Source organism: Methylobacterium sp. B1 (assembly GCF_000333255.1).
In the GTDB taxonomy this organism is placed as follows: Bacteria; Pseudomonadota; Alphaproteobacteria; order Rhizobiales; family Beijerinckiaceae; genus Methylobacterium; species Methylobacterium fujisawaense.
The window spans coordinates 1-1,351 of sequence record NZ_BACT01001090.1; the positions used below are offsets into that span (position 1 = coordinate 1).

Here is a 1,351-nt window from a genome sequence, read left to right on the forward strand (position 1 = left end):
AAGGGGCATGGGGGGTCCAGGAACGTGACCACGGCGCTCCCGGCAGACCTCCTAGCGCCGCAGACCGGAACATGCGTCCTCGACCTCTGCGGCGGCACCCGCCGGCAAGACCCTGCAGCTTGGCCGCCACCGGCGCGCAGGTCACCGCAGTCGATCGGTCCGCGCCGCGCCTGGAACGCTTGCGCGAGAACGTCGCGCGGCTCGGCTTCGCGGTCGAGATCGTGGTGGCCGACGCCCTCACCCTGGAGCCGCGGGACCACGACGCGGTCCTGCTCGACGCGCCGTGCTCGGCCACCGGGACGATCCGGCGCCACCCCGACGTGGCCTGGACCAAGGTGGAGGCCGATATCGGGCGACTCGCCGCGCTCCAGGCCAGGCTCCTCGACCACGCGGCCGGGCTGGTGCGGCCGGGCGGGCTTCTCGTCTACTGCACCTGCTCGCTGGAGCCGGAGGAGGGCGAGGCGCAGATCGCGGCCTTCCTGGCCCGCGACTCCCGGTTCACGCGGGTGCCGGTCCGGCCCGAGGAGGTCGGTGGCGCCGCGGCTCTGATCGACGGCAACGGCGACCTGCGCACCCTGCCGTGCCACCTGGCGGAGGTGCCGAACGCCCGCGGCGGCCTCGACGGCTTCTTCGCGAGCCGGCTCCGACGGGCGGATTGATCGGGCACGCAGGCCGGATCTCCGGAGGTGGACCGGCGGTCCGGTCCAGCCGCCCGTCCTTCCGGAGTGCCGCGGGCGGACCGGGGAGAAATGGCGCGCGGCAGCGTGCGTCACGCCGCCCGCGCCTTGACAATGTTCCTATTTTGTGCTTCCTGACCGCACCTGTCCGCGGCGGCCCGGGAGCGATCCCGGGGCGTCCTTCGGGGGCCCGCCCGGTGGCTGACCGGGCGGGTCCGGGGGCGGGGCGGCGCCCGCGTCGGTGGCTTTCAGCCGCCATCGCCCCGGGCGGCGGACCGGTGCGGGGCGTGTCTCGGAAGCGGGCGTGAGACCGGGCGGCAGTTTGCCCGGCGGGGTCGAGGAAATGCCCCCGCGCCGACCCGCCTCTGGGCCGACCCTGAGCGACCTGCGGACCCGCCCACTACGAGGCGGGGGGCGGCTGGAAGGCCACGGCGCTGATGCGGGTTCCGGAGGTGCGGGCACGGCGTGCCTGGGCCTCGCCCGAGACCGCTAACAGGGAGTCGCAGGACCGGGGCGCTGGAGACGCCGCGACGAGAAAGACGGCACCGGCCGGGGCAGGCGCCCGGTCAATGCCCGCGGGCGCCGCGGGGATCGGATCCCGCGCGACTTTGGCCGACACCTGGGTTCCCGCGGCGGCCCGCGTCCCTCGTGTTCGCTCCCGGGNCATGCCCCCG

At 75.6% G+C, this 1,351-nt stretch carries 1 pseudogene; it reads left to right on the forward strand.

Annotation, left to right across the window (positions count from 1 at the left end):
• A pseudogene (locus I53_RS30250) lies at window positions 1–659 on the forward strand (RsmB/NOP family class I SAM-dependent RNA methyltransferase); the annotation flags it as partial.
• Between the last annotated feature and the right edge of the window lie 692 nt (window positions 660–1,351).